Origin of the sequence: Pelagicoccus sp. SDUM812005, from assembly GCF_031127875.1 — a bacterium.
In the GTDB taxonomy this organism is placed as follows: domain Bacteria; phylum Verrucomicrobiota; class Verrucomicrobiia; order Opitutales; family Opitutaceae; genus Pelagicoccus.
This window is the reverse complement of the sequence record NZ_JARXIA010000032.1, coordinates 23,756-45,845: the sequence shown is the minus strand read 5'-3', so window position 1 is coordinate 45,845 and position 22,090 is coordinate 23,756. Positions and strand designations below refer to the sequence as shown.

General features: G+C 59.0%; 14 protein-coding genes. 7 read left to right on the top strand and 7 right to left on the bottom strand.

Features of this window, described 5'->3' with window-relative positions; all coding sequences use genetic code 11:
• The first annotated feature begins 442 nt into the window (after positions 1-442).
• Positions 443-1,717 (top strand): Gfo/Idh/MocA family oxidoreductase, encoded by a 1,275-nt coding sequence (locus QEH57_RS23580; RefSeq protein WP_309009265.1) that lies wholly within the window; start codon positions 443-445, stop codon positions 1,715-1,717.
• A 38-nt stretch (positions 1,718-1,755) separates the two neighbouring features.
• Positions 1,756-3,420 carry a HEAT repeat domain-containing protein gene (locus tag QEH57_RS23575; protein WP_309009264.1) on the top strand — a complete coding sequence of 555 codons (1,665 nt, stop codon included), beginning with the start codon at positions 1,756-1,758 and terminating at the stop codon, positions 3,418-3,420.
• Between the two features lie 105 nt (positions 3,421-3,525).
• Here the strand turns inward: QEH57_RS23575 and recJ are convergent, their stop codons facing one another.
• From recJ to yajC, 3 genes are all read right to left on the bottom strand, one after another.
• A complete protein-coding gene (gene recJ / locus QEH57_RS23570; RefSeq protein WP_309009263.1) occupies positions 3,526-5,241 on the bottom strand; it encodes a single-stranded-DNA-specific exonuclease RecJ in 1,716 nt (571 codons plus the stop codon).
• Between the two features lie 3 nt (positions 5,242-5,244).
• On the bottom strand, positions 5,245-7,758 hold the full coding sequence (gene secD / locus QEH57_RS23565; RefSeq protein WP_309009262.1) for a protein translocase subunit SecD: 2,514 nt from the start codon (positions 7,756-7,758) through the stop codon (positions 5,245-5,247).
• 177 nt (positions 7,759-7,935) lie between these two features.
• Positions 7,936-8,244 carry a preprotein translocase subunit YajC gene (gene yajC, locus QEH57_RS23560; protein ID WP_309009261.1) on the bottom strand — a complete coding sequence of 103 codons (309 nt, stop codon included), beginning with the start codon at positions 8,242-8,244 and terminating at the stop codon, positions 7,936-7,938.
• Between the two features lie 107 nt (positions 8,245-8,351).
• Here yajC and speA point away from each other — a divergent pair, with 107 nt between their 5' ends.
• Positions 8,352-10,316, top strand: a complete 1,965-nt coding sequence (gene speA / locus QEH57_RS23555) for a biosynthetic arginine decarboxylase (RefSeq protein WP_309009260.1) — start codon at positions 8,352-8,354, stop codon at positions 10,314-10,316.
• A gap of 1 nt (position 10,317) precedes the next feature.
• On the opposite strand, the gene QEH57_RS23550 is transcribed toward speA, so the two are convergent.
• Both QEH57_RS23550 and QEH57_RS23545 read right to left on the bottom strand, forming a co-directional pair.
• Entirely contained in the window at positions 10,318-10,713 is a 396-nt protein-coding gene (locus tag QEH57_RS23550) for a response regulator (RefSeq protein ID WP_309009259.1), read from the bottom strand.
• A gap of 7 nt (positions 10,714-10,720) precedes the next feature.
• Positions 10,721-13,870: an ATP-binding protein gene (locus QEH57_RS23545; protein ID WP_309009258.1), complete on the bottom strand. Its 3,150-nt coding sequence runs from the start codon at positions 13,868-13,870 to the stop codon at positions 10,721-10,723.
• 237 nt (positions 13,871-14,107) lie between these two features.
• Here QEH57_RS23545 and QEH57_RS23540 point away from each other — a divergent pair, with 237 nt between their 5' ends.
• Positions 14,108-15,217, top strand: a complete 1,110-nt coding sequence (locus QEH57_RS23540; protein WP_309009257.1) for an ATP-binding protein — start codon at positions 14,108-14,110, stop codon at positions 15,215-15,217.
• Positions 15,218-15,260: 43 nt separating this feature from the next.
• Here the strand turns inward: QEH57_RS23540 and QEH57_RS23535 are convergent, their stop codons facing one another.
• Both QEH57_RS23535 and QEH57_RS23530 read right to left on the bottom strand, forming a co-directional pair.
• A complete protein-coding gene (locus QEH57_RS23535; RefSeq protein ID WP_309009256.1) occupies positions 15,261-17,114 on the bottom strand; it encodes a PDZ domain-containing protein in 1,854 nt (617 codons plus the stop codon).
• Positions 17,115-17,218: 104 nt separating this feature from the next.
• Positions 17,219-18,121 carry an AraC family transcriptional regulator gene (locus QEH57_RS23530; protein WP_309009255.1) on the bottom strand — a complete coding sequence of 301 codons (903 nt, stop codon included), beginning with the start codon at positions 18,119-18,121 and terminating at the stop codon, positions 17,219-17,221.
• Between the two features lie 169 nt (positions 18,122-18,290).
• Here QEH57_RS23530 and QEH57_RS23525 point away from each other — a divergent pair, with 169 nt between their 5' ends.
• Genes QEH57_RS23525 through QEH57_RS23515 form a run of 3 tightly spaced genes read left to right on the top strand, consistent with a single transcriptional unit; the run spans position 18,291 to position 22,069 of the window.
• Complete coding sequence (locus tag QEH57_RS23525) at positions 18,291-19,016, top strand: hypothetical protein (RefSeq protein ID WP_309009254.1); 726 nt, start codon at positions 18,291-18,293, stop codon at positions 19,014-19,016.
• Positions 19,017-19,030: 14 nt separating this feature from the next.
• A complete protein-coding gene (locus QEH57_RS23520) occupies positions 19,031-20,809 on the top strand; it encodes a uroporphyrinogen decarboxylase family protein (protein ID WP_309009253.1) in 1,779 nt (592 codons plus the stop codon).
• A complete protein-coding gene (locus QEH57_RS23515) occupies positions 20,810-22,069 on the top strand; it encodes a methylenetetrahydrofolate reductase C-terminal domain-containing protein (protein WP_309009252.1) in 1,260 nt (419 codons plus the stop codon).
• The last annotated feature ends 21 nt before the right edge of the window (positions 22,070-22,090 follow it).

Sequence of the window (22,090 nt, the reverse complement as noted above, 5' to 3'; positions counted from 1 at the left end):
GTTCAAAGACGCTGTTTTTGGTTTGATCACACAACTTCCTTAACAGGAAGCATTTGCCAATGCAGCGTCTTTTTTCGTGAATTATTCAGGCTAGGGCGTCTCGACGCTTAGGAACGTAGGCCCTTTTCGCCAAACCCTAGCCTAACTATTATTTTTGCTAGGCTCCCGAACTACCGCCAACGCATTTTTTTCGCGCGCCTGTAGTCGATGCGGCGAGCCTGCTGACTGCCCCTTTCGAGCCGCCAGCCAGCTTGTTAGCTGGGCTTGCGGCAAAGCCTCGGATTTTCTACGCAAAAGTTCGGATGCCGCTTTGGCGTTCTGCATCTTTTTTTGGTGAAATCCTCTCGGCTCCCACCATGATGCAGAACCACTAGCCTGAGGGGCGGGAGCGATCCCGTCCCGAGGATGTATCGAATCCCAAATCGAAACTACGTAACCCACTATGTCTTCTCCCCAGAATCGCCGTACCTTTTTGAAAAAAGGGGCTATTGCAGCCGCATCGACATTTGCGGCTCCGATGTTCCTTAACGCCGCCACGCTCGGCCGCGGCCAACCCGGCCCTAACAGCCGCATCAACATCGGCTTGATCGGAAACGGTCTCATCATGAAGGGGCACCGCAGCTACTTCCGCGGGCGCGCCAACACCGTGGTGGCCGCCGTGTGCGACCTCTACGAGGACCGCCTGCAAAGCGCCCTCGAAGAATGCCAACGCGAAAACAACGCCTGCGTCGGCTACCATCACTACGAGGAGCTGCTCGCCCGCAAGGACATCGACGCAGTGGTGATCGGAACGCCGGACCACTGGCACGCCGCCATCTCCATCGCCGCCATGAAGGCCGGCAAGGACGTTTACGTGGAGAAGCCGATGACCCTCACGATCGAGGAAGGCAAGGCCATGGTGGCTGCGGAAAAGCGTTACAAGCGCATCTTGCAGGTCGGTTCCCAGCAGCGTTCCGAAAGCGCCTTCCGCAAGGCGGCGGAGATCGTGCGCAGCGGCTGGATCGGCAAGGTCAAGGAAGTGTATTGCGGCCTCGGCTCCTTCCCCGCTCCCACCGACTATCCGGAGCAACCGGTTCCCGAAGGATTCGACTACGACAAGTGGCTTGGCCCCGCTCCTTGGGAGCCTTACCACAAGGAGCGCGTGAAGAGCAACTACGGCGGCGGCTGGAGATGCTTCTGGGAATACGGCTCCCGCAAGAACGGAGACTGGGGCGCCCACCACTACGACATCACCCAGTGGGCGCTCGATCGCGACGACAGCGGTCCCGTCCTCTTCGTCCCCCAAGACTACGACCAGCCGTATCAGTATTTCGAGTACGACGACGGGATTCGCGTCATTCGCGACTGGGGCGACCGCAAGGGTCACATGATCCGCTTCGTCGGCGAAGAAGGGGAAGTCATGGTCAGCCGCAACGGCTTGATCGACACCACGCCGACTTCCTTGGCGGGCACCCCGCTCAGCCCATCGGATACGCGCTTGTACAAGAGCACGGACCATCGCGGAAACTGGGTCGAAGGAATCTATACCCGCAAGCCCACGATCTGTCCGGCATCCGTAGGGCACCGTACCGCTACCGTTTGCCAGCTGGCCGGTATCGCGGAACGTCTCAACCGTCCGATCAAGTGGGATCCCAAGACCGAACAGATCCAGGACGACCCACGAGCGGCGCTTTGGCAGGATCGCCCCCGCCGCGCAGGCTACGAACTGCCAGCCTAACCGTATCCTAAAAGCGTATACAGACGAAAACGAACGCCATGAATTTCTACACGAACCTCTCCCTAAAATCCCTAGCTGCCGGCGTAGCCCTGCTCGCGCTGCCGCTGTCCTACAGCCAAATTCCGGAGCAAGACCTGGAATCGATCTTTTCGCGTCTCAACGGCGACGACTACGACGCTCGCTACGAGGCGAAGATGGACCTGCAAGACGCCGTCTCGCAAGCCGGAGCCCCCGGAAACGAAGATCAGCCAGCCTTGGTGGAAGCCCAGTTGCTCGAGCGCCTCGAAAGCGAAACGCTCCTGACCACCCAGCTCTGGATCCTTCGCCAATTGCAGCTAATCGGCTCCGAAGCCTCCATTGCTCCCCTGGAACGTCTGCTCAGCTCCGACAGCCGAGAGTTGGTCGACGCCGTCAAGACCACGCTCAGCGCCCTCTCCTGGGAACCGAGCTCGGAAGAATCCTTGGTCTTGAGCAACAAGCTCAGCGAACTTCAATCCCAACTCAAAAAGACGGATAACGAAGCCATCAAGTCTGCGATTTTCGCGAAGATCGCGGCCAAGAGTCCTAAGGCTGCCGAGGTAATCCTGCGCAAGTCGCCACTTCCTGAATACATTCGCATTGCCGCTACCTCCGGTAAAGGTCGCTTACTTAAAGCAACCCTGGGTATGCTTTCTTCGGGAGACGTCGCCCAGCAGATCGTTGTGGTAGGAGCCTTGCAAGGCAAGGTCTCGCCCAAAGTCGAAGACCAGCTGATCGCCCTGCTTTCGAGCGAGAACGAAACCTTGCAGCTGCAGGTCCTCGAAGCCTTGGGCCGCGTGGGGACCGCTAAGAGCCTCGACGCAGTCTTGGCCTTGAGCGACTCCCGATCGAAGGACCTGAGCGAAACCGCCATCGACACCCTTGCCTCGATCCAGGATCCCCGGCTCGACCGCAACCTCTTCGCCGCCGCCCGCAAGGGCGAAGCCGCCGAGCGCGCGAAGGCCCTGAAGGCGATGAGCTATCGCGCCAGTTCCGGAATCGCCGAGCTCGTCAACGAATTCGCGGCCGACGCGAGCCTAGACGTGGCCCTGCGCGAAGAAGCGATCGCTTCCATGGAGCGAATCGGCAACACGGAAAGCCATGCGGTGCTTGTATCCATCGTCCTGGACGAAAAGGACTCCGGCTTGCGCAAGGAGGCCCAAAAGATCCTCAAGCGCATGACCCTGCGCGTCGGCGACCCTGCTGCGGCTTGGTCCGCCTTCCAGGCAGGGTTCGAACGGGCCGATACCGATGGCAAGCTGGCCTTGATGCTGGTTGCGGACTCCGCGCCGACCCAAGAGATGGTCGACTACCTGGTCGCTGCCTACGAGAGCGGAGACGAGAGTATCCAAAAAATGGTGATGCGCATTCTTCCCTCCTGGAGAAATTGGGACGGAGGCGAGGCCCTGCTGGCAATTGCGAAGCAGCCGGGAGCGGACGACAAGCTCCGCGAGCAGTGCTTCAAGGGTATTGGCCGCATCATCCTCGGCAGCGACAGTAGCTATTCCATCGAAGGTAAGTACGATCTGGCAGGCGCCGCTCTAACGCAGGCCCAGAACGACGCGGAGAAGCAAGCCGTGCTGGGCGGTTTCCGCTACGTAAGCTGGAAGGACAAGCGCTACGTGCAGAACGACGGCATTCATCCCGAGCTCAAGGAGCTAGTCGAGAACAGCCAAGTCAAGTAGACCGCAGCGCTGATCGCGTATCAACAGTTTGAGGACGGCTTCCCAGAGGGAGCCGTCCTTTTTTTTGGTTCATCACCCTTTTTCGGGGAGCGTCAAGGCGCAGCCTCAGCTCTCGTGCCAATCGACCAGTTCGAGCTGCAGGGCCTTCTTGTTGCCGAAGGTGTTCCAGACGAGCCGGAAGGCGATATCGATGGGCGTGCGGGCGGGCGGGATGCGGTCCGCCATCTTCCAAGCGACTCCGGAGATCACTTGATGGTGGCGGGTTGGCAAGGTGAAGCGGAAATGGATGTCCTTGAAAACGGTGAGCTTGGAGCCGAAAAGGATGCGGCGAGCCCCGAAGATAGGTTCCGGATTGGCCTGCCCGAATGGCTCGAGCAGGGAGAGGTCCTTCATCAGCTTCGTATTGATATCCTCGAGACGCAGCCACGCGGCGATCTGAAGCTTCTTCTCGACCTGGTGGGTGGCGAGGTATTCGGCTAGGGCCTTGTCGAAAAAGGCCGCGAATTCCGGCACCCGCTCCGTTTTCATGGAAATGCCGACCGCCATGGGATGCCCGCCCCAGTTCTCCAGCTTGTCGGAAAAGGGTTCGAGCACTTCGACCAAATTAACGCCGTCGATGCTGCGCCCGGAACCCTTGGCGAGGTCCCCTTCCCTGCCGAGCACGATTGCGGGGCGGTTGAAGGCTTTGGATACGCGGCTGGCCACGATGCCGACCACGCCCGGATGCCAGTCGTCGCCGTAGACCACGAAGCCGCTGCTCTCGGATTGCTCGGCCTTGATCTGCTGCATGGCGCTGTCCGTCATGGCTCGCTCGATCTCTTGGCGCTCGCGGTTGAAGGAATCGAGCTGGAGCGAGGTCTCCAGGCAGAAGGACGGATCGTCGCTCAGGATGAGCTCCACCGCTACGGAAGCGTCAGCGAGGCGCCCGCTGGCGTTGATCCTAGGGCCGAGGCGAAAGGAGACGTCGATGGGGTTGACGCCGTGCCGAGCCGCCACGCCGGAGACCTTCATGAGGTTCTTGAGCCCGATGCGTTCGGTCTTGCTGAGGACCTGCAGGCCGATGCGGGCAAAGGTGCGGTTCTCCTTGTTGAGCGGAACCATGTCCGCGACCGTGCCCATGGAAACGAGGTCGAGGTAGTTGCGCAGCTTGATGTCGAAAGCCCGTTGGTCGTCCAGCCCACGGCGGATCTTCAGGATGCCGTGGGCCAGCTTGAAGACGAGTCCGACGGTGCAGAGCTGGCAATGGTTTTCGCTCTCGCGGTCGTTGACGTGCGGATTGACCAAGGTGACTTCCCCGGGAAGCTCCTCCTTGGCTTGGTGGTGGTCTACGATGATGACTTCGCAGCCCGAATCCAGGATGCTTTGCACGGCCTCGACGGAGTTGGTCCCGCAGTCGAGGGCGATGAAAAGATCCGGCTGGTTCGCCTTGTTGAGGGCCCGCTCGACCGCCTTCTCGGACAGGCCGTAGCCTTCCTCCAGGCGGAGCGGCACGATGTAGGCAGGATAGTTTTCGAACTCCTGCAGGATCGCCACCATCAGCGCGGTGCTGGTGACGCCGTCGACGTCGTAGTCGCCGCAGATGACGATGCGCTGGCGGTTGTCGATCGCCTGCGAAATGCGGACGGCCGCCTTTTCGAGGTTTGGAATCTCGAAAGGGCAATCGATGGCGCCAAGCCGCGGGTCGAGAAAGCGCCTGGCTTCCTCGACGTCGGCGAAATCGAGCCGAGCGAGCAACTCGGCTACGGTCGGACCGACCTTAAGTGACGAAATATACTCCTTAGATAGATCGGTCTCCGGTGGACTGTATTCCCAGATAGCCAAGGGTTAGTCTTCTTTAGACGTACCGCTGGAGGCCACCTTGGTGCTAACTTGCCAATCGTACTCAGGCACGATGTCGTGGCTGGATTCGACGCTGCGGCGGTCGCCCTTGTGGTAGAAGTAGAACACCGGACTCGCGATGAAGATCGATGAGAAGGTACCGGTGATGATACCGATGGTGAAGGTGAAGGCGATGTCGTTGATGACGCCCTTGCCGAATACCATGAGCGAGACCGATGCGAGCAAAGTCGTGATACTGGTGAGCAAGGAACGCGTGATGACGGCGTTCATTGCGATGTTGATCACTTCGCGAAGCTTGCTGGTCGGTCGCAGCGTAAGTTCCTCGCGGATACGGTCGAAGACGACGATGGTATCGTTCAAGGAGTAACCGACAATCAGGAGGATCGCTGCCACCATGGGAGCCGTAAACTGGTGTCCGGGAACGAGCACGAATACGCCAACGGTGAGAAGGATATCGTGGATGGTCGCCACCACGGCGCCGATACCGTAGCCGATCTCGAAGCGGAAGGCGATGTAGAGCAAAATGAGTCCTAGGGCCAACGCGATGGAGAGCAAGGCGTTCTTCTGGATCTCGGCGCCCACGGAGGGACCGATCTCGTTCTTGCCGAGCATCTGGTAGCCAGCTTGCGGATACGCCTTGACCAAGGCGTCTACGGCTGGCTCTCCCATTTCAAAGCCCGTTTGGATACGCAACAGTTCCTCGCCGCCGCCCAGCTGGGCTTGGTAGAGCGGATTGACTTCGCCGATCTCCGCAGCCGCGAGCGCGTCGCGGATTTGCCCTTCGTCGAGTCGTTCGTTGAAGGATAGGATCACTTCGTCGCCCCCCGTGAAGTCGATGCCCCAAATGCCGTCCCACTTCATGGCGAGCACCACGCAGCCGACCGCCACCAAGCACCAGGAGGCGATGAAGGCAGGCTTGCGGAACTTCATGAAGTCGATGTTGGAGGCGTCGAAAACCGATAGCGTCTTGAAGGACTTGACGGCGCCGGTGGTGAAAAGGAGTTCCAGCAGCACGCGGCTGATGATCAGGGCGCAGAACATGGTGGTGATCACACCGATGGCGAGAGTTAGACCGAAGCCCTTGACGGGGCCGGTTCCCAGGCCGTACATGACGAAGGAAACGAGCAAGGTCGTGACGTTCGCGTCGAAGATGGTGGAGAACACCTTGTCGAAGCCGCCTTCCACGGCGGACTTGAGCGACTTGCCGGCTCGCAGTTCCTCGCGGATACGCTCGAAAATCAGGATATTCGCGTCGACCGCCATGCCGACCGTGAGCACGATACCGGCGATACCGGGAAGCGTAAGCGTGGCGCCGAAGCTGGCCAGGACGCCGAGCACGATGATCACGTTGAATACGACGGAAACGAGGGCGATGACGCCGCCGATCATGAAGTAGGCGATCATGAAGGCCGATACGGCTGTGATACCGATGATGGAAGCCTTGACGCCGGAATCGATGGAGTCCTTCGCCATGGAGGGACCGACTTCGTACATCTCAACCACTTCGAGCGGAAGCTCCAGCGGGTTGTTCAAAGTATTGGCCAGGTTGACGGCCTCGCGCTGGGTGTAGTTGCCCGTGATCTGAGCGCTGCCGCCGGCGATGCGTTCGCTGACGCGCGGGGCGGATTGCAAGTGGCCGTCCAGCACGATGGCTAGCAAGCCGACCTCGCCGGAACGGGTCTGCTCGCCGCGCTGGGTGATGGCTCCCAGCCTTTCGGTTACGTCCGCGAAGAGCTTCGCTCCCTCGTCGTCGAACTGCAGAATGACTTCCAGGCCGCCCACTTGATTGGTGCGGGGAAAGGCGTCCTTGACGTACTTGCCGGAAAGGGCGGGCAGGCGCTTCACGTAGTAGCGGCGCACGATCTCTCGCTCCCCGTTGTCGTCGACTTCCTGCATCTCGACGTAGCCAGTCGGAGTCGGGTCGGTCAGAGGATTGGCCGACGGATGGACCTCGCGGAACTCCAGCTTAGCAGGAGCTTGGATCGTTTCGATGATGTCAGGATTGTCCTTGGTGTTGACGCCAGCGATCTGAACTTCGATGCGGTTGTCGCCTACGGGACGTACGATCGGCTCGCTCACGCCGTAGCTGTTGACGCGTCGCTCGATGATGTTGATCGCGTCGGTGAGCTTCTCGTTGCGCTGGGAGGCAGGAACCTCGGCCAGGGCGACGGGATCGACCTCGAAGGTCACGGAAATGCCGCCTTGGATGTCGAGGCCCTTCTTCAAGTTGGCCTTGGAGTCCTCGAGCAGCTCGGGAAGCAAGATGTTGTTGCGCTTCTCGATGTTGCGCAGGTTCGACTCGAGCTCGAGCCCCTTGAAGTACTGGCTGATGTCGATCCGCTCCTCGTTGGCGATGGACTTGAGGGCCATGTAGACGCTGAGGGGACGGGTGCTGCCTTGGCTCTCCTCGGAGAGGGTCTTGGCGCGCTCCACCAGAGCGGCGAACTCAGGGTCGCCGGAACGCTCGGTCACGTGCTCGGCAAAGTCCTGGTCGGACATGGGGACTAGGTACGATAGGCAAAACGCGACAATGATCGCGGTGAGTGCCAGCTTCCAAAAATACTTTCCGGACATCGGGTTACTTTAGGGTTATAGACTGTCTAATAATAATAGAGATGCCACGCCGGTCGGGGCGTGGCTCTTGTTTTGAAACTATTTTGGCTAAAATCTAAAGCTCTATTCCGCTGGCGTGATAACCGAAGCGACGGAGGCCTTCGAGATTTCGATCTTCGTGTTCTCGGCGATCTTGAGCACGAAACGGTCGTCCTTCACGTTGGTGATGGTGCCGTAGATTCCGCCGCTGGTCACGACTTCCGCGCCGCTCTTGAGCTCGGTGATCATCTGCTGGTGCTGCTTCTGCTTTTTGCGCTGCGGAGCGATGATGAGGAAATACATCGCAGCGAAGATGACGATGAAAGGAAGGAAGCTCATGATGCCCCCTTGTGGAGCGGCTTCTTGGGCCAGTACGATTGAAGAAATATCCATTACAGATGCGGGAATTTTAACACTAAAGGGTTCTTGAAATTGAAAGGCGCGTACTCAAGCTAGCGGCTTTTCAAAATGCAAGCCATAACCTGAACGCTAGAACACCCTTGAGCACCAGCCCAAAATCGCGATGGACGACCTCTGAAGCAGAGCGTCTCTATGGTTTCAACCGTTGGGGCACGCCCTACTTTTCCGTCGACAAGGAAGGTTTCGTGTGCGCCCACCCAGAAGCTGACGAGCGTGCCGTGCGTATCGACGACGTCATCAAGGAGGCCGCCAGCAAGGGCATCAAGGCCCCCATGGTGATCCGCTTCCAGGACTTGCTGCGAAACCGCGTGCAACGCCTGAACAAGGCCTTCGCCGACTCCATCGCCGAAGAGAACTACTCGGGCCGCTACCGGGGCGTCTTCCCGATCAAGGTGAACCAGCTCCGCGAAGTGATCGAAGAAATCCGCGACGCGGGCGAGCCCCATGGCTACGGCTTGGAAGCCGGCAGCAAGCCGGAGCTTCTGATCGCCATGGCCATGCACCAGGACTCCAACGGGCTCCTGATCTGCAACGGCTACAAGGACGAGGACTACATCCGCCTCGCCTTGAACTACCGCAAGATCGGCAAGGAGATCATCATCGTGGCCGAGCAACTGAGCGAAGTGGAACTGATCGTAAAGGTCTCCAAGGAGCTCAAGGTCGATCCGCTCGTCGGCCTGCGAGCCAAGCTCGGCACCCGCGGCGAAGGCAAATGGGCCACCTCCACGGGCGATAACGCCAAGTTCGGCCTCACCTCCATGGAAATGCTGGAAGCGGCCCGCATGCTGGAGAAGGCGGAGCTCAAGCAAAGCCTGCGACTGCTCCACTTCCACATCGGCTCCCAGGTGCCGAACATCATCACTCTCAAGAACGCCGTAGTGGAAGCGACCCGCTACTACTGCCAGCTCAAGAAGATGGGCTTCCCCATGGGGAGCCTCGACGTGGGCGGCGGACTGGGCATCGACTACGACGGTTCCCGCTCCAACTACGAGAGCTCCACCAACTACACCCTCGAGGAATACGCCCGCGACGTGGTCTATAACGTCAAGCAGATCTGCACCAAGATGAAGGTGCCCTGCCCCGACCTCACCACCGAGAGCGGCCGAGCCATCGTGGCTCCTCACAGTATCCTCATCACGGAAGTTTTCGGACGCATCTCCAAGCGCGAGTCCTTGCTCAAGGTGCGCAAGGACGAGATCAAGGACCAGGTCGTAGCCGACCTGCACGAGATGCTCAACGGCCGCACCAAGTACGGCGCCCTCGAAATCTACCACGACGCCCTGCAAAAGAAGGAGGAAGCGGATTCCCTCTTTTCCCATGGCTACCTCGACCTCGTCGGCCGCGCCCAAGCCGAATCCCTCTTCTGGCAGATCTGCAATCGCCTGGAGCAAAAGGTGTATAAGGCTCGTGGATACCAGCCGGAGGAGCTGATCGGCCTCTCCGAACTGCTCTCCGACCAGTACGTCTGCAACTTCTCCGTATTCCAGTCGCTGCTGGACCACTGGGCCTTGGACCAGCTCTTTCCCATCGCTCCCATCGCTCGCCTCAACGAAAGGCCCAGCGTGAACGCCATCCTTGTGGACATCACCTGCGACAGCGACGGAAAGGTATCCAAGTTCATCGACCTGGAAGACGAGAAGCAGTACCTGCCGCTGCACCCGCTCAAGAAGGGGGACTCCTACTTCCTCGGTTTCTTCCTGGTGGGCGCCTACCAGGACATCATGGGCGACAACCATAACCTCTTTGGCCGGGTGAACGAAGTGCACGTCTTCCTCGACGAAGACGAGGACGACGGCTTCTACATCGAAGATACCATCAAGGGCTATCGCATGAAGGACGTGCTCGAAGGCGTACAGTATTCGGCGGAAGGCCTCTGCCAGAACCTGAAGCGGCAAATCGACAAGGCTACCAAGGAAGACATCGTGCGTCCTCGCGACGGCGTTCGATTCATGGAGCTTTACGAACAGCAGCTACAGACCAAGACCTACCTGAACATCGGCCAAAAGAAGAAGCGACGGGCTCCTGCCAAGAAGTCCGCCGAATGAGCTAGAGCGATTCTACCAGGTCTTCAAGGTCCTGCACCGTGAGCGGCTTTCGCAGGTAGCGCCGTACCAACTTGTTGGACTCGGCGCGCTGCCGGTCTTCGCTGTGCATGGAAGTCGTTAGCATAACGATCAAGTCTCCCGCGTTCTGCTGGGCGCAGGTTTGCTCGTAGCGCTCGAGAAAGGCGAAGCCATCCAGGTAGGGCATATTGATATCCAAAAATACGATACGCGCTCCATCCAGGGGCGTTTTTGCGAGGTAGCTTAGCGCCGAAACGGGGTTGCTGAACTGCACTGGCTCCTTCTCCAGTTTCGACCTTTGCACTACCAGGCTGTTGATAAACAGGTCGTCCGGATTGTCGTCCACGAGCACGACCGACTTAATTGCATTTGTATTCATGCTTCAACTATCGACTCTTGCGCAGCGTAAAGAGGATTCGCGCTCCCTTTTGGTAATCCGGGTCTAACCATATCGTTCCTCGATGGAGCTCCACGATCATTTTGCAAGTCGCTAAACCGATACCCGTTTTATCTACCTCCTGAAGCCCAAGGCGACCGAAGGGGGCGAGGTTCGCCTTCGCTTCCGAAGAGGCCAGGCCGGGGCCATTGTCTTGGATGCTGAAAGCCCAGTGCGTATCGGTTTCCGTAACGCTTAGCTCGACCTCCGGGGCTTCGCCTTCGCTGGCGAAGCGGACCGCGTTGTCCAGCAGGTTCTCGAACAGGGTTCGCGCCAGATCAGGGTTGATGCAGTCGATTTCCGGAAGCTTTCCTAGGACGATGGATACATGCCCATGCTCCTTCGAGTCTCGCCACTTGTCGGCAATCGATTCGACGAGAGCTTGCAGCTCCAGCTTGACGGGACGATGCTTGGAGTCGTCCAAAATGGCTTCGCCGTAGCTGACAAGGGCCTCGAGGTATTCCGTCATGCGGTTTGCGGCGTTCTTGCTTTGCTCGACGAGCTTGCGGTAGTCGCTCTGCAGGTCATCCGCTCCATGGGTGAGCAGGAAGTCGAGGTGCCCCTTGATCGTGATGAGAGGAGCGTTGAAGTCGTGGGCGGTCGCGTAGACGAACTTCCTGAAATGTTCGGTCAGGCCACCGCTCGGGGCCTCCACTGCTGGCGGCAGCGTCTTGTCCGAGAATACGAGGCGTGGCCCCTCTTTGGAGGCGCTGGCTTCGCTTGGAGCTGCGTTCGCTTTGGGCAAAGGAAACCGGAGCACGAAGCGAGCCCCCGGTCCATCGTGCTCCTCCAAAAAGGCCGCCCCTCGGAGCATGTTCATAATCTTGGCCACGATCGCCAAGCCCAGACCGCTGCCCTCCTCGTCCCTGTCGAGACGTCGGAATAATTTGAATACATCTTCCTTGTTGGCGGCAGGGATACCCTTTCCGTTATCCTCGAAGACAAGGTCCAGGCCGCCCTCGGATTCTCTCGCGAAGATGTCGATCGTGGGAGCTTCAGCTGTGCAACCGTACTTCAGGGCGTTGGAGATCAAGTTTTGGGCCGCTTGCCTGAGCAAGACCGGCTTGGTCCAAATCGAAGGGATGCTCGGGTCGATGCGAAGCTCGCAGCCGCGCCGTTTGAAGTCGTTCTCGAACAAATCCTTCAGTTCGTTGAGGATTTCGAGCGTATCCACCGCTTCATGCTTTCCCTCGACGTTGCCGACCTTGGTGATTTCCAGCATGTCGTGGATCAGGTTTTGCATCTGGCGACCCGCCTTCTCGACCCTAGCCAGTAACCCCGCCGCATCCTCGTCCAGTTCGTAGCCACCGACTTGGAGCAGGTTCACCAAACCTAGGATCGAAACCAAGGGCGCCTTGAGGTCATGGGACACCGCATAGGTCATCTGCTCCATTTCCCGGTTCTTGGCAGCCAAGATTTCGTTCACCTTTTCGACCTCCTTTTCGTGATCCTTGCGCTTCTGGATGTCGATGATCGAACCGACGAGCTTAGCATTGCCCGTTTGCCCATCCTCGACCAATTGGCCGGCGGAAAAGAACCAGCGGTACCCATTGTTTTTGGTCAGGAGGCGATGGTCGTGCTCGAAATGGGACTTGTCGCCAAAGCAACTTTTCAAGGCCTCCAAGGTTGGCTTTAAGTCTTCCGGGTGCAGCAGGGTCTTGAAGTTTTCATAGGTGGCTTCCATCTCGTCCGGACTGTACCCAAGAAGCTCATACATCTTCGGGTTCCAATAGAGCTTGTCCTCATGGATATCGTACCAGTGCCAAATCCCTACGTTTCCTCCGCTGGTCGCTTGCTGAAGGAGCAATTCGCTTTCGCGAAGCGCCGCGCGGGCCTCCAGGCGCTCGCTGATGTCGACCACTGACGCGGAGATGAAGCGGCCTTCCGGAGTCTCGAAGGGGTTGAGCCCGATCTCCACCGGAAAGGTTGACCCGTCCTTGCGGCGGCCCGACAGGTTCTCGATCGCTTGCCCCATCGGACGACGCGTTAGCTCTTCGCGAAACTCCTCGACATGCTTGGAATGCCGCTCCCGTGCGCCGATTGGCACCAGCATGTCGACCGGCTTTCCGATGAGTTCTTCCTCCTTGTACCCAAAAAACTGCAACAACTGCTTGTTGCACTGGACGATGGTTCCACCCTCGTCGACGACGAGGATTCCGTGGGCGGCAGCCGCCATTGCAGCTTCGGCCCGAGCCGCATTTATGTCCCGCTCCTTCAGGGCCGCTTCGACGCGCTTCTCCAACGTTTGCTGAAAGCGCCTTTCCGTCAGACGAGCCTGGGAAACATCCATAAAGAAAATCGCCAAGCGCGAAGCGGCTGGAACGATCTTGACGCTGATCCAGCGCGGATCCTCGCTCCCTTTTGCCAGCTCGAACTCGGAATGGTGGGCGGCTCCACTGCTTAAACATTCATGCAGCAGGTCCGAGAGCCCAATATCTCTGGCGAAGGGAAGCGCGTGTTCGATATCCTTTCCAGTGAGAGCCTCCGCCGGCATCCCTATCTCCCGAATGGCCATATCGTTGAAGGCGTCCACCAGAAACCGGGTCGCCCCGCCCTTTTTGAACTGTATTGGCTTAACGGTGACAAAGGCTTCCAAACCGCCGCTCAGGATCGCCTGGAACAAGCTGTCACGATCCCGCAGCTTTAGCTCAACCTCCTGGTATTCGTGCTGCAAGGGCAGTTTCGTCAGCATAGGCATGGCCCGAACCAGATAGATCGCGGTGGCCACCGAAACGATGGCCGTCGCCAGTTTCACCGTACCGGTCAAACGGTAGGCCCCATGCCAAACGCTGTAGATTTCGAATACGTGCGTAAGCCCGCAGAAGAGGATGAACAGGCTGAAGAGCCAAAAGACCCCCTTGAACTTCAAGTTCTTGCGCCGCCGAACGATCAGGACCAGGCAAAGCGGGATCGTAAAGTAGCTCAGCGCTACCAAGGAATCCGATACCACATGCAGCCATAGGATATCCGCCTCCCAAAAGTAACAGTGACCGTGCGGCATATAGTCGGCAGCGCACAGCCGCTCTACGTAGTCGCTGGGAACCAGGGCGGCAACCACGAACGCTACTAAGAGCAGGGCTAAGGCAATGGAGGCTCCCAACCACCGACTTTTGAGTTTCGAAAACACAGGCACTCGGGAATACAAGCGAATCGTTAGCCCACCGCAAGTCCGGCACCGTATTTTCCCTAACTTGAGTCCTAGATTTAACTCAGAAAGCGGCGGCTGAACTTGCCAAAGCCTCTTTTTCTCAAATCCTTAGCCCAGCAAGACCGGCCTGTAGCGCAACCGATGCAATTAGGATGCGGCGCTGCGCGACCTCTCTGTATCTCAGTATTTATGGCAAATTCGATTCAAGCGCCCCGAGCCTCCAAAAAGGTTTCCACAGTAGAGCTATTGCTAGTCGAGGACAACGAAGACCATGCCGAACTGTTTACGCTCGCCGCGCGCAGCTTCAGCACTACGCGGATCACCCGAGCCAACAACCTGACCGACGCCCTGCAGATCGCTCGCACTAAAAAGGTGGAGCTTGCCATTCTCGATCTCGGGCTTCCGGAAACGGTTGGACTGGATACGCTCAGCCTATTCCTCGATTCCTGCCCCTCCGTTCCGGTAGTCGTGCTCACTGCCATCTCCGACCTCAACCTAGGGGAGGAGGCCCTCAAGCTCGGCGCCATGGACTTCCTGAGCAAGGAAGAAATCACTCCGCGCACCCTCCTGCGCAGCATCCGCTACGCGCTCGAGCGCTGGACGCAGAAGTGCAAGCTGGAGGATAGCCTCGCGGACCTGCAGTACTTCGGAAGCATGGCCGCCCATGACCTCGTTTCCCCGCTTGACGCCATCCAGGGCTTCGCCCAGCTCATCGAGCTGGAACTTTCCAAAGGCCAATCGACCCAGGAAGCCTGGGAGTGCCTAGACCTCTTGAAGAAAAGCGCCCACCGTTCCATCACCTTGGTGGGAGACCTGCACAAGCTTTCCAGCCTGGGGCGCAAATCCATAGAGCGTCTCGAGATCCGGCCCACTTCCCTCGTTTCCGAGGTTTGTTCGAGCTTGGCCGAACTCATCAAGGAGACCAAGGGCACGGTCGAAGCCAGCGAGATGCCAGCGGTCCGGGGCGACCCGGGGCTGATGCACCATGTCCTGCAGAACCTCATCGGAAACGGCCTCAAGTACAGCCGGGATGGCGTCGATCCCGTCGTCCGCGTCAGCAGCTCCCGGGAGGATGGCCTCACCGTGATTTGCGTGGAGGACAATGGAATCGGCATCGACGACAAGGAATCCAACCGCATCTTCCTCCCCTTCGAACGCCTCGCCGACTCCCAAGGCAAGACAGGAACCGGACTCGGCCTGTCGATCTGCAAGAAGATCATCGAAGCCCACGGTGGCGAGATTTGGATAGAATCCACCAAGGGCGAAGGTACTCGCTTCTACTTCCACTTGGACTGCTAGCCAAACCGCCAGCCGGCCGCCGCGAGAAACGAGAGAGCCCTACTTACTCCCTCGCCTGGTCCGGGCTTCCCAACCACCGGGCAACGCGAGCTGCCTGAGCTTCGCTCTGGTCGCTGCGCACCCGCAAGCGCCAGGTTTCGCTAGGCTCTTCCCCGAGCTCCACTTTCAAGGTTCGCAACAGCCCTTGCCGCGAGACGAGCAAGTCGATCTCCGCCCCCACCCCGAGCAGGCCCACGATCCGGTTCAGCTGCTTCGCGTCCACCCGGTTGCGATCGATGGCGATGATCTCGTCGTCTACGTAGAGGCCAGCTTCCGACGCAGAGGTTCCGGCCGGCACGGACGTCACCTTCAAGATGCCGCCGCTCTCGCTCGTGGAAGCCCCCAGCCAGCCCCGAGGCAGGTCCGCCGGTTCTTCCTCCACGGGGAAGTATCCACTATTTGTAGACGCTTTCGGGGCCTCGAACTCAAGTCCGTACCAATCGAGGGCAGGCTGGTAGTCGAATTCGCCCGGCTCCCGCACCAGTTGCTCGAACCAAGCGCTCAGGTCCTTGCCGGCCACCTCGCCCGCCAGAGCGATAAACTCGTCCTCGGAATAGCCATGTTCCCCGCTGTAGCGTTCGTAGGCCAATCGCAGGACGTCGTCCAGGGACGCCTTTCCCTCGCTCGCTCTTTGGATCTCCGCATCGATGAGGAAGCCTGCCACCGCTCCGCCGGAGTAGTAGCTGAAAAGCGCGTTCACCGAATTCTCGTCGCGGCGATAGGCCTTGATCCAAGCGTCGAAGGAAGAGTCGCTCAAGGACTGCACCATACGACCCGGAGTCCGCTGCGTACCGGCAATCGAGCCGCTCAAGGCGCCCAGGTACTGGTCGACCGTGTTGTAGCCGGCTCGAGCCAGGAGCACGTGCTGGTAGTAGCTGGTGATCCCTTCCACCACCCAGAGGGACGAACAGTAGTTTTCGTGCTCGTACTCGAAAGGCCCCAGTTCCACGGGCCGCAGCCGCTTCCCGTTCCACGCGTGAAAGAACTCGTGGCTCACCAGCGAGAGCCAAGACCGAATTCCTCCCCTATTCTTCGAATACCAACGGTCCGCGGTCATCACTAGCGACTGGCGATGCTCCAAGCCTCCGCGGGAGCCCGTGAGCAAATTGAAAAAGTAGTAAGGTTCTGAATACGGCAGGCTTTCCCAGAAGTCCCGCTGGGTTTCCACCAGATGCTGCACGTTGCGGGCGGCTCGCTCGTTGTCCCAAACCCCGCCGCCGCCAAGCGTCACCAGATAATGCTCGACTCCGTCCACCTCGAAACGGTCCACTTCGGGCGTGCCAACCACCATCGGGCTGTCGACTAGGGTGTCGAAGTCGGGCGACCGGTAACTGTTCGGCTCCTTCCCTGCCGGGAGCGGGGAACAGCTGCGTTTCCACCCTTCGGGCAATTCGACCTGCACTTCGTAGGGCCGCTGGTAGTCGTCCACCACTGACAAATAGGTGGGAGCTCCATTGATAACCGCGAAGTCCGATTCCACCCAATTGGACCGCACGTTGATTTCTCGACTGAAGAGTCGATAGTTCACGACCAGGGTATCGCTACCCCGCAAATCCACTCGCCATCGATTCTTGCTGGTCTTCTGGGCCTGCAATGGCTTTCCGCTGCCATCCGCCGCCTCCAAGGAAATAATGTTTCGAGCGTATTCGCGCACCAAATACGAGCCTGGCGTCCAAACCGGCATAAACAGTTCGAGCTCCCGTTTCCCTTCGGCAGGTATCCGCATCTCCACGTCGAGATAATGATTGCGGGCGTCCGAAAAGCTCAGCGTATAGGCGATGGCAGGGCGCTCCGCTTTAAGGATCAAGGGCGACGCCAAAGCGAGGAACAGGAGAAGCAAAAACGGCAAACGCAGCATCCCTCTAGCCTGCCTCCGACAAGGGGGGCAGGCGAGCGTATCGTCATTTACTGTAAAACGCCTGTCTCCTGCTGCTCTTCCGCAGGCGAAGCTGCCATCGTTCGTCAATCCTTGCCAGCCGCTTCGGCCTTCACGAAGGCCCCCGGCGTGCAGCCGACGTAGCGCTTGAAGCTGCGGTAAAAATAGGCCAAATCCTGAAACCCCGATTCGTGGCAGGCGTAGGCGACGTGACCCGTCTCGCGCAGGCGCTCCTTCGCGTAATCGATGCGCAAGCGGTTCACGTACTCGACCAAAGTCGAACCGGTACGCTCCTTGAAGAGCTGCGTAAAACGTCGCGGCGAAAGCCCGCAACGCTCCGCGACCTCTTCCAGCGATACCGGTCGATCGAAGTGGCTTTCCAGCTCCTCCAGCAATCCTTCCAGCGCGGCGGCCGGCCCGTGGTCCACCACTCCCCCCGGTTCCGCGCCCCGTACCATCGCCACCACCAATTGAGTCAAAAGGGCATGCAGCATCGCTCCGCTGCCCAAGCCGCCGCGCGATTGCTCCCGCAGCATTCCCTGCAGGCAATCGCGCATCAAGCTGAAGTGGTAGGCGCTGCGGGCTCGGACCGCCTTGCTACGCGGAAAGCGCTGCAGCAACGTCGCGAACAGGGAGGCCAAGGTTCCCTCGCCCCGCAGGGCAGCCTCCGTGGCGCAAGCGATGATCAAGGTCATCGGCTCCGACGGATCGTCGACGAATCGGTGCTCGCACCCCTTCGGTACGACCGCAAAAGCATGGGTGCCTAGCACCACGCGCCCGTCCTCGAACTCCAAGAAACCGCGACCCACCGGAACCCAGCAGATCTTGTGAAACGGCCAGCTTCCCATCGCCATGCGGAAACTCGCAGAGTGGTGGCTCTCTAGAATATAGATGCCGGCATCCGGCATGGGCACCCCCATGGGCTCGTGCCGACGCGCTTGTCCCTTCGCCCCGTCATCATTCGTATAATTTCTTATCCGTCTACTCATCAGAACCACCCGTCGTTTTCATTTACCAGCTGAACTTCTATGACTTACGGACTTCAATATTAAGAACCGCAAAAGCTATAGCCATATTGTCTAATCACAAACCGCCCGATCGGCCAAGACGGAAAGCTCCCGAATTACCTATAGTTCCGGAACCGAATTGCCCCTTGCTGTGCAAGAACTCGTTCCTGAAATCCTACACCTTTCTCCGATCCTTAGCTACGATAAGGTGCTTCGCAGCATGGGCATTCCTCCCGGTAAACCGATCCGCAAGCGGCTGACCCGATTGATCGACGAGAGCTTGCCGGTTGCCGCCGCAATCGCTCGTCCGAAACTGGCTTGGACCATCGGGCGCAGCGAGCAAATCAAAGCTGTACTAGGAAAATCGATACGGCTGCAACGCTACTTGCAGCTTCCCGAATACGCAGCTTTGGTAGCCGGAACCATCAGCTCCGAATGGGATGACTTCGTGATGCGGGAAGACGATCCGATGAAGGCTTACGTCTACACCGCTATCGCCACCGCCATTGCCCGCGACAGCCTAGTGAAGGCCCGCCGCGAACTGAGCCAACGCTATCCGGACTGCAAGATCGGCGATAGCCTTTCACCCGGTACCGACCGCTTGCCGCATTCCTTGCAGGCACGATTCGCGGAAGCGCTGCCGCTGCAGCAAATCGGCGTCAACTTCGACGCGGAATCGTTTTTCATGCACCCCCTCGCGACCGTAACTGCGGTTATCGGCTTCGGCAGCTCGGTAGAACGCGAGCACCCGCTTCCGGAGTGCGGCGAAGCCCAACCGCGCTGCTGGCGCTGTCCCGATCGAAACTGCCAGCTGCGGGTACTCCCTTTCGAGAAACAAGTCCTAGCGAGCGAAAGCTCCCCCGTATCCTTACCTTAAATACACCCCAAACTATGAATAGCCTAGAACTCATGAACAAAGTCCTATCCATGGAGATAGGCGAGCGTATCCCCTTTTGCCCCGCCATCTACGAGCACAAGGGCTTCCTGATCGGCAAGACCCCCTCGGAAATTTGCCGCGATCCGGACCTGCTGGTCGAAGGCCTGCTAGCCGAGTACGAACGCTACAAGCCGGATTTCCTCACCGTCGGAATCGACGTCTACAACGTCGAAGCCGAAGCCCTCGGCTGCAAGATCGTCTACTTCGACGACTCCCCCGACGTGCCGGGCGTGGAGGACTTTCCCATCAAGAAACTCTCCGATATCGACAAGCTCAGCATCCCCGATCCCACGAAGGACGGTCGCATGCCGCTCTACTTGGAGGCAGCCAAGAAACTGCACGCCAAGCTGGGGCATGAAATCAAGATTCGCGGCGCCATCACCGGCCCCTTCTCCCTCGCCTCCGAACTGATGGGAGCTGAAAACTTCATTGTCATGACCATGCAGGATCCGCAGTACACGGTCAAACTCATGGAGTTTACGGCACGGGTCGCGGCTGCCTTCGGAAAGGCCTTCGTCGATATCGGCATCGATCCCATCATCTTCGATTCGCGCGCCATGCCGCCGCTTTGCTCTCCGCAGATCTTCCAGGAAATTGTATCCAAAGTTTACAAACGCATCCTCATTCCGGAACTGAAGGCCGCTGGAGCGAAGCAAATCCCGCTCATTATCGGCGGCGATACCACACCGATCCTCGATGCCATCATCGATACCGATACGACCCAGATCCTCTGCGACTTCGAGGGCGACATCGAGCTCTTCAAAAAGAAGGCGCTGGAAAACAACCTTCCCATGCGCGTCAACGTCGACCCGCGACTTCTCCACCTCGGTCCCATCGACAAGATTCAGGACTTCACCATGAATATCCTGAACAAGTGCTGGGACCACCCGGGCTTCATCCTGGGTACCGGGGTCGCCGCCTACGATTGCCCGCCGGAGCATATCGACGCAGTTCGGGCGTGTTTGGAAAAGGACTACAAGAACTGGACGCCTACACGCCCTATCTTCAAGCAGAAGAAGCAGGAGACGGAAGCAATCGTCGTCGACACGGAACCCACCTACGAGGAAGGCTTGGAACCGATCCTGCGCGAACTCGCCGAAGCCATCGAAGAGGGCGAGGAGGACGATGTCGTCGAGCTGGTGCAGGAAGCCCTCGAGGACGATATCCCGCCGGGCGAAATCGTCGACCGAGCGATGATCCCCGCCATGGACGTCATCGGCTACCGCTTCGCCCAAAAGCAGCTCTTCGTCCCGGAAATGCTGATCGCCGCCCGAGCGATGAGCGAAGGCCTCAAGATCCTGCGGCCGCTGATCGCGAAGACCGGAGCCAAGCCCGTCGGCCGTGTATTGCTCGGCACCGTGAAAGGCGACATCCACGACATCGGCAAGAATCTGGTCGGCATGATGCTCGAGGGAGCCGGCTTCCAGATCCTCGACCTAGGCGTCAACGTCCCGGTCGAGAAGTTCATCGCCGCCCTCAAGGAAAACGACATCCATATGGTCGGCATGTCCGCTTTGCTGACCACCACCATGAACTACATGGAGCGCGTCATCCAGGCCCTCAAGGACGAGGGCATGCGCGATACCGTAAAGGTCCTCATCGGGGGAGCTCCCATCAACGAAAAGTTCTGCGACAAGATTGACGCCGACTACTATGCGGACTCGGCCGCCGATGGAGTCATCGCCGCCAAGCGAGCCCTGGCCGATCTTAAGGCCCTCGGCATCTCAGCCTAGATGATTTACACGGTCGAAAAGTGGATTAAGGAGAAAGCGTTTGGCTGCCAAACCTGCGGCCAATGCATCCTCACGCATACCAAGCTCATCTGCCCGATGAACTGCCCCAAAGGCCTGCGCAACGGGCCTTGCGGCGGAACCTTGGACGGAAAGTGCGAGGTGATCCCAGAAATCGAATGCGTCTGGACGCGTATCGAAAAAAAGAAGACGCAAAAGCAAGACGGCATCCACCTTCCCCCGGATCCCAAGCTTTTGAATACAGCTAGCTACGTTAATTTCGTTAACGGAAAAGACCGGAAAACGCGACTTCCGCAGGACTTCGTGGATACCAGCGAGATTCCGGCGAGCTCACGTCTCGCCCGTAAAATGTATCGAGGCGAGTTCGTGGTCACCCTTGAGATCGCCTCTCCCCTGACCGCCAAAGGGCTAAACCGCGTCGACAAGATTATGGAACGCGTGGCCGACCACGTCGACGCCGTCAACACCACGACCAACGCCGGCGGCATCCCCTCGCTTTCGTCGATGGAAACTGCCGAGGTCGTGCAAGCCTACCAGGTCGAATCGATCATCCAGTTTTGCGGCAGGGACCACCACGCGGACGACTTCCTGCGTGAGCTAGAGAAAGCCATCGGCAGCGGACACAAGAACTTCCTCCTCCTCACCGGCGATTGGCTCCCGCAAAAGGATCGAAAAGTGGACCAGCAAAGCTGGTTTCCGATGGATAGCTCCCAAATGATCCATTTTGCCAATACGCGGCTCGAAGACTTCCAACAGCGACTGGGCGTCGCTCCCTATCTCGGCTGCGCCGCCAATCCCTTCTCGACGCCGATGCCGATCAGCGTGGAACGGCTCCATTTCAAGCGCCAGGCAGGCGCCCGCTTTTGCCAGACGCAGGCCATCACCCATGTTCCCACTTTTCAGGAGTGGTACAAGCAGCTGCGAGCCGGGCGGGAAAACGAACCGAAGCTCACCATCCCTTCCATCCCCCTCGTTGGAAGCCGCCGGGCCTTCGAAGTGCTCTGCCGCCTGCCCGGCGTTTACGTCGACGAATCCCTGCGCCGCATCATGGAGTCGGAAGATTTCCAGCGAAAGGCCCTCGACTGGGCCTTCGAGATCGCCGAAGGCGTCACCGAACACGGCGCCGCTGGGGTGCACACCATGAACTTTGGCATGCCGCCCCACCTTATCGACGAATTTCTACTCCAGATCCGAGATCGTGCCCGGCAAGCCCGTCTCCGTTCCCTGAATACCGTTACTTAACCTCAGCCTCTAAACCCTACT